General features: G+C 64.8%; 6 protein-coding genes. 3 read left to right on the top strand and 3 right to left on the bottom strand.

The window, feature by feature from the left end:
- The 3 genes from AC1DQP_RS14670 to AC1DQP_RS14680 form a co-directional block, all read right to left on the bottom strand.
- Positions 1–396 (bottom strand): hypothetical protein (locus AC1DQP_RS14670; protein ID WP_478051875.1); only part of this gene is annotated, 396 nt, incomplete at its 3' end.
- Between the two features lie 87 nt (positions 397–483).
- On the bottom strand, positions 484–1,656 hold the full coding sequence (locus tag AC1DQP_RS14675; RefSeq protein WP_478051876.1) for a helix-turn-helix domain-containing protein: 1,173 nt from the start codon (positions 1,654–1,656) through the stop codon (positions 484–486).
- Positions 1,657–1,770: 114 nt separating this feature from the next.
- Positions 1,771–2,094, bottom strand: a complete 324-nt coding sequence (locus AC1DQP_RS14680; protein ID WP_478051877.1) for a hypothetical protein — start codon at positions 2,092–2,094, stop codon at positions 1,771–1,773.
- A 147-nt stretch (positions 2,095–2,241) separates the two neighbouring features.
- Here AC1DQP_RS14680 and AC1DQP_RS14685 point away from each other — a divergent pair, with 147 nt between their 5' ends.
- From AC1DQP_RS14685 to AC1DQP_RS14695, 3 genes are all read left to right on the top strand, one after another.
- Positions 2,242–3,897 carry an acetolactate synthase large subunit gene (locus AC1DQP_RS14685; protein WP_478051878.1) on the top strand — a complete coding sequence of 552 codons (1,656 nt, stop codon included), beginning with the start codon at positions 2,242–2,244 and terminating at the stop codon, positions 3,895–3,897.
- A gap of 36 nt (positions 3,898–3,933) precedes the next feature.
- Positions 3,934–5,316, top strand: a complete 1,383-nt coding sequence (locus tag AC1DQP_RS14690; protein WP_478051879.1) for an aldehyde dehydrogenase family protein — start codon at positions 3,934–3,936, stop codon at positions 5,314–5,316.
- A gap of 158 nt (positions 5,317–5,474) precedes the next feature.
- Positions 5,475–6,185 (top strand): hypothetical protein, encoded by a 711-nt coding sequence (locus AC1DQP_RS14695; RefSeq protein ID WP_478051880.1) that lies wholly within the window; start codon positions 5,475–5,477, stop codon positions 6,183–6,185.
- Positions 6,186–6,608: the final 423 nt, after the last annotated feature.

Consider the following 6,608-nt stretch of genomic DNA (forward strand, 5'->3'; position numbering starts at 1 on the left):
GAGCAGCACGCCCTGGATCTCCGGCGGGGCCGAGATCGGCAGGAACAAAGCGGGCGCGSTCAGCGCCCGGTCGCCTTGTTCGCTGGCATTTTTCCAGCGTGCCCGGCCGTCCCGCAGCGAGAACGTCTCGCTGACCTTGGCCTTGGTGTAGTTGTTGCCCTGGGCCTGGTAGTCGATCAACAGCCCGTTGCCGTCCAGGCGCCACTGCGCCTTTATGTCGTCCCCGCGGCCGCGGTCGTTGTAGCGGTACTCGACCTCTGTCCGGCCGGCAGCTGCGGCCTTGACGATTTGCTTGCCGGCGATATTGCCTTGCAGCAGCACGTGATCCTCGCGCGCCGCCGCCGCATTGGCGGTCACGCTGACGAACAGCAACAACAGGACAGCAAGCTTGTGCATGGGATTCCCTCGACGCAGGCACGGGTTGTGCCGACCGAGGCCGCAGGCTCGCAGTGCATCGGGCTGGCGGCGCCCGAGCCGGTGGGATCAGACGGCCGGGCCGTTCAATCCGGCCGGATCGGACGTCAACGCACGGCGCCGGAACGCGGTAGGGGTCAGGCCGGTCATGCGTTTGAAGACCGTATTGAAGGTCGACTTGCTGCCAAAGCCGCAGGCCAGGGCGATATCCAGAACGGAGCGCGGATCACCGGGATCGGCCAGGCAGTGCTCGGCATCGGCGATCCGGAAGCCGTTGACGAACTCGAAGAAATTCTGCCCAAGCTGCTGGTTCAATGCCTGGGAGATGTAGTTGGGCGACCAGCCGCTGCGTTCACTGAGCCGCCCCAGGTCGAGCTCACTATCACGGTGCAGGCCGTGCTGTCGCATCAGCGCGCCGAGGTCGGCGGCGATCTGCGCGCGTTCGGGCTCGCTCAGGCCCGAGCGCGCATAGCGAGCGGCGGGATCGGCCGATTCTGCCGGTGTCGCCTGTTCATCGAGCAAGTCTGCCGGCATCAGCACGCCGAGGCGCAGCCCGCCCCATGCGAGCAGGTAGGTGACCACCATCATGACCACGGCGAGTACCGCGCCGGGCCAGTGCCAGGTTCTGGCGCTGACTTCCACGCTGATCCGCTCGAGGCCCACGATAAGCCACAGCACGGCAATCACCGTGATCAGATGGCGAAGCCAGGCGATCCGCAGGCTCGCCTCATCGGCGGAAACCTCTTCGAGGCGGCGCGGCGCGTCACGCAGCCGCCAGGCGGAGAGGGCGAGGTAGGGCACCGTAATAGCCACCCAGGCATGGACGATCACCTGGAGCATTGCCGCACCCGGACCCGACGCGACGAGCGCCGGCCAGACCGCCAGCGCAAGCATGAAAACAGCGACCAGCGCGGACGGCAGAAAATGCCAGCCCGCCCAAGCCTTCGGTCGGGTGGCAACCCCGGGCAGCAGGCTCGACGCGTAGGCGTACAGCAGTGGACCGGTCAGATAGACCGGAACGACGTTGATCACCTGCAGCCAGGCAACGGCGGGGACCGGCAGCCACGCCTGCCAGCCAGTGAGCACGGCACTGGCGAACATCGACAGACCCAGCGTCCCGAAGAACGCAGCGAGCAGGTGACTGKTGCGGGTACCGGCACGGAGCGCCAGCGCCATCGTCAGTGCCGTGATCCCGACCGTTATCGACTGTGCGGCGAACGCCAGGGTGGTGAGCGGGGTCATTGGCGGATGTGCCTCATGCCAGGACGAAAATGGCGACGACAGCAACGGGCGATGTCGACCGAGCTGCACCTTGACACAGTCCGCAGGCGCAGGGGCCGACGTTCGTATCGGCTGTCAGCCGTCGTGCCGTTCATTTTCCAGCATCAATGGCCGCGCCATGTCTTTGATCCACGTCCCCAGGATGTAGAAGAGGGGGAGGGTGCTGAGCGCGCCGAGCAACAGCAGCACGCGCGCATTGTCGAGCAGTCGGCGCGGGTCGCACTCGAGCGGGCCACTGTTGCCCTTGCCCATCCGCACACAGCCGTGCTCCGGATAGGCCATGGCATGGGCGCCCCAGGCAAACAGCGCGGCAAGCAGCGCGAACAGCAGCATCACGCCGACCTCGGTATCGCGTTTACCCAGACGCTCCCAGCGCTGCGCCAGCCGTAGGTTCAACATGCTTCAACATCCCTGTTCATACCAACCCCAACGAAGAACGGCGCACAGTATCGCGCAGACCTGTCGGGCAGGCGCGGCATCGGCACACACGGGAGGCGATTCCCCCCGGAGTATAGTGACCCCATCCTCACCACAAGGATCGACGCGATGCAGAAGGGCTCGGATCTACTGGTCAAGGCGCTGGAGAACGAAGGCGTAGACCGCATCTTTGGCGTACCGGGCGAGGAGAACCTGGATTTTCTGGAATCGCTCCGGAACTCGGGCATCGAACTGGTCCTCACCCGCCACGAGCAGGCGGCCGCCTTCATGGCCGCCACCCACGGCCGGCTCACCGGCAGGCCCGGCGTATGCCTGGCCACGCTCGGTCCGGGCGCACTGAATTTCTCCACCGGTGCGGCGTATGCCCATCTGGGCGCGTGGCCGATGATTCTCATCACCGGCCAGAAGGCGGTGATGAGCGCCAAGCAGGCCCGCTTCCAGATCGTGGATATCGTGGCGTCGATGAAGCCGCTCACGAAAATGACACGCCAGATCGTCAGCCCGGCGGCCATTCCCGCGATGGTGCGTGATGCCTTCCGCGTGGCGATGGAAGAACGCCCCGGGCCGGTGCACCTGGAGCTGCCGGAGGATGTCGCGGGCGAGGAAGTGGAGGATGTTCCGGTCATTCCGGTCCACCCGCTGGATCGTCCCCTCGCGCCGCCTGCCGCACTGGACCGGGCAGAAGCGGCCATCCTCGCGGCCAAACGGCCGCTGGTGATGATCGGCGCAGCCGCAAGCCGGCCATGGCTCACCGAGGCGCTGTCCGCATTCGTGGCGCGCACGCGCCTGCCGTTTTTCAACACGCAGATGGGCAAGGGCGCCGTCACCGGCGGCTCCAACCTGTACATGGGAACGGCCGCACTCTCCGAGGGCGACTATGTGCACGAGGCCATTGCCCGCGCCGACCTGATCATCGCCATCGGCCATGACACCGTCGAAAAGCCGCCGTTCCTGATGAAGAGCAGCGGCGGGCCGAAGGTGATCCATGTCAGCTTCCAGTCCGCCACGGTCGAGCAGGTCTACCACCCCGATATCGAGGTGCTGGGCGATATCGGCGCCTCGGTTGACGCCCTGGCCGGGCGGCTCGAAGGCCGCCTGTCCGCCGACGAGGGCATGATCGACCTGCGCCAGAAGATCCTCGCCCGGCTCAACGACCGCGCGGAGGAGGACCGCTTCCCGGTCACGCCGCAACGGCTGGTGCATGACGTGCGCCAGGCCATGCCAGACGATGGCATCGTTTGCCTCGACAACGGCATGTACAAGATCTGGTTCGCCCGCAACTACCGCACGCACGTGGCCAACACACTGCTGCTCGACAATGCGCTCGCCACGATGGGCGCCGGCCTGCCGTCCGCCATGATGGCGGCGATGCTGTACCCACAGCGCCGCGTCATGGCCGTGTGCGGCGACGGCGGCTTCATGATGAACTCGCAGGAGATGGAAACCGCCGTGCGGCTGGGACTGAACCTGGTCGTGGTGATCCTCAACGACAGTGCCTACGGCATGATCCGCTGGAAGCAGGCAGTGGATGGCTTCGAGGATTTCGGCATGCGCTTTGGCAATCCCGATTTCGTGAAATATGCCGAGGCCTACGGCGCGAAGGGGAGCCGGGTGACGGCCGTCGACGAACTGGCGCCCATGATCGAGGCGGCCTTCGCGGGCGGTGGCGTGCACCTGCTGGATGTACCGATCGACTATTCCGAAAACACCCGCGTGCTGGTGGATGAACTGCGCAACCGCACGCCGGACGTGAGCTGCGAATAGTCGCCACCGCATACCGTTGGAAAAAAGGAGTCCAGGATGTTGACCGTCGTCCAGGCGTTTGACCGCACACCGATCACCGACATCGGTTTCGACACTGCCGCAGCCCTGGAGCACAAGCTCAGCGCCGCCGAGCGGGTGTTCAAGGACCGTGACGGCTGGCTCAAGCCGCACGAGCGCATCGCGATCCTGCGCAGGCTTGCCGCCTTGATGGAGGCCAGGCGCGACCATCTCGCCCTGCAGATTGCACGCGAGGGCGGCAAGCCGTTGCCGGATGCCATCGTCGAGACCACGCGCGCCATCGATGGTGTCCACAACGCCGCGGACGAACTACGCAACTTCGCCGGTCGCGAGATCCCGATGGGGCTGTCGGCCGCATCGGAGGGACGCTGGGCATTCACCACCCGGGAGCCGATCGGCATCGTCGCGGCGATCTCCGCGTTCAATCACCCGCTGAACCTGATCGTCCACCAGGTTGCCCCGGCCATCGCAGTCGGTTGCCCGGTCATCATCAAGCCCGCTTCGGCAACGCCACTGTCCTGCCTGGAGTTCGTGGCGATGGCGCACGAGGCAGGGCTGCCCGAACCGTGGTGCCAGAGCTTCATCCCGGAGGGCAACGATTTGGCCGAGGCCCTGGCCACCGACAAACGCATTGGCTTCCTGAGCTTCATCGGCTCGGCGAGGGTAGGGTGGTCGTTGCATGCCAAGCTCGCACACGGCGCACGTTCGGCGCTGGAGCACGGCGGCGTTGCGCCCGCCATTGTCGACCGCAGCGCCGACCTGGCCAGGATCATTGAACCGATCGTCAAGGGCGGCTATTACCACGCCGGCCAGGTGTGCGTGTCCACCCAGCGCATCTTCGTCCACAACGCCATTGCCGACGATTTCACCCAGGCCCTCATCGCCCGGGTAGAACGGCTGCGTACCGGCGACCCGACCCTGCAGGACACCGACGTGGGCCCGCTGATCCTGCCGCGCGAGGCTGACCGCGTCGCCGACTGGATTGACGAGGCGGTACGCGGCGGCGCGAAGCTTGCCACCGGCGGCAAGCGCCTCTCCGAGACCACGCTGCAGCCCACCGTGCYGCTCGACCCGGCCAGCGACGCACGGGTGACCACGCAGGAAGTCTTCGGGCCGGTGGTGGCGGTGTATCGCTATGCCGAGTTGGACGAAGCGATCGCGCGCGCAAACTCCTTGCCGACCGCGTTCCAGGCCAGCGTCTTCGCGCAGGACATCGACATCGCCATGCGCGCCGCCAACCGGCTGGATGCCTCAGCCGTGATGATCAACGACCCGACTGCGTTCCGCACCGATTGGATGCCGTTTGCAGGGCGCAGGGAGTCGGGCTACGGCACCGGCGGCATTCCGTACACCATGCGGGACATGTCGCAGGAGAAGATGATCCTGATGCGCAGGAGCTGATGGGGTGAGCAGGGGAGGAGCCTTGTGCACTTGGGACGGGCTTGGCTAGAGTGATGCGACGGGGGCATATCACAGTGGCGCAACGGCCTCGCCCGTGATGCGTCACATTAATGCCCTCTGCAGCGCGAGGTCGTTTGGCCTGGCAAGAAGGAGAGTAAGTGGAGCGCGTACACAAGGAATTGTCCCTTGCCGATGTGGCGGGCTGGGGATCGGCATGCGTGACCTTTGGTCTGATTCAAGGCGCGCTGTATCTGCGGGCGTACTGGAGTCAATTCGGCCTGGACCCGTTCCAGTTCGTTGCAGTAGGCGAACTGGCGCTGACCGGGCTCACAAGTATCGGCACGGTGCTGGGTTTGATGCTGGTTGCCCTGTTGTTTGGGGGCTGGCTGGAGGTCAAGCTCACCGGCACCACCACAATGCGCAATCGACTCTCGTGGCTCGCGCCGGTTCTTTTCTTCGCTGGCCTGGGCGCGATCATCTGGTGGGCCGGCGCGTGGGTTTTGCTGATTGGCATCCTGTTGACGATTGGATGTCTGCTGGTGGTGACGCTATCCCCGGTCGTGCCTGGTGCCGTCAAGAAGTCACCGTGGCTGGTGTACAGCGTATCGATGTTGGTCTATGTATCGATCGCGTCAAGCTGGCTAGGAAGCGAACGCGCGCGTGCCATCATCGATGGAAAGGCCAAGCACCTGTCAACCGTGACCATTGAGAGCGACACCCTCAGCGATCTCAATCTCATTGGCCGACTGGGTGATACCTATGCCTTGTGGGACCCAGTGCGTAAGACCACCATTCTGATACCCACAGGCAACGTCAAGAAGTTGGAGACAACGCGGAAGCAGTCAGCGGCGCCATCAAGAGCGCGTTAGCTGGCGTAGCCTAAGGTTGTGTTGTGGCGCGTCGTGCGCAAGCTTGTGCACCTGGGCGCTCCGCGAATTCTAAGGCTGAAGGACGAGCCCTCTACCATTTCGCATTCTTGGTACAAATCCATCGCGTTGCGCACGCAGAACGCCTGAAATCGCAGGAATTTCCTCCTGGAAAAGCGTGAAGTCCGTTGCGTGCTACGCATGCACCCAAGTGTTGCGTGCGCACCTATGCCTAAACGCAACACCCGGCGCTGCCTCTCCCTTTGGCCCTATCGCAACCGTTTCGTCCTAGCTGACCGTGGACCGCGCAATTTGGCGCCATGAATTGCGGAACTTGGCCGACTGCTTGTCCAGGGAGGCCAGTGGGTGATTGTTCTGCTGGCTGCGCTGGGCATCTCATTGAGCATCGGCCTGACTGCGTCGTCC

It is taken from the genome of Stenotrophomonas sp. P5_A8 (assembly GCF_056400545.1).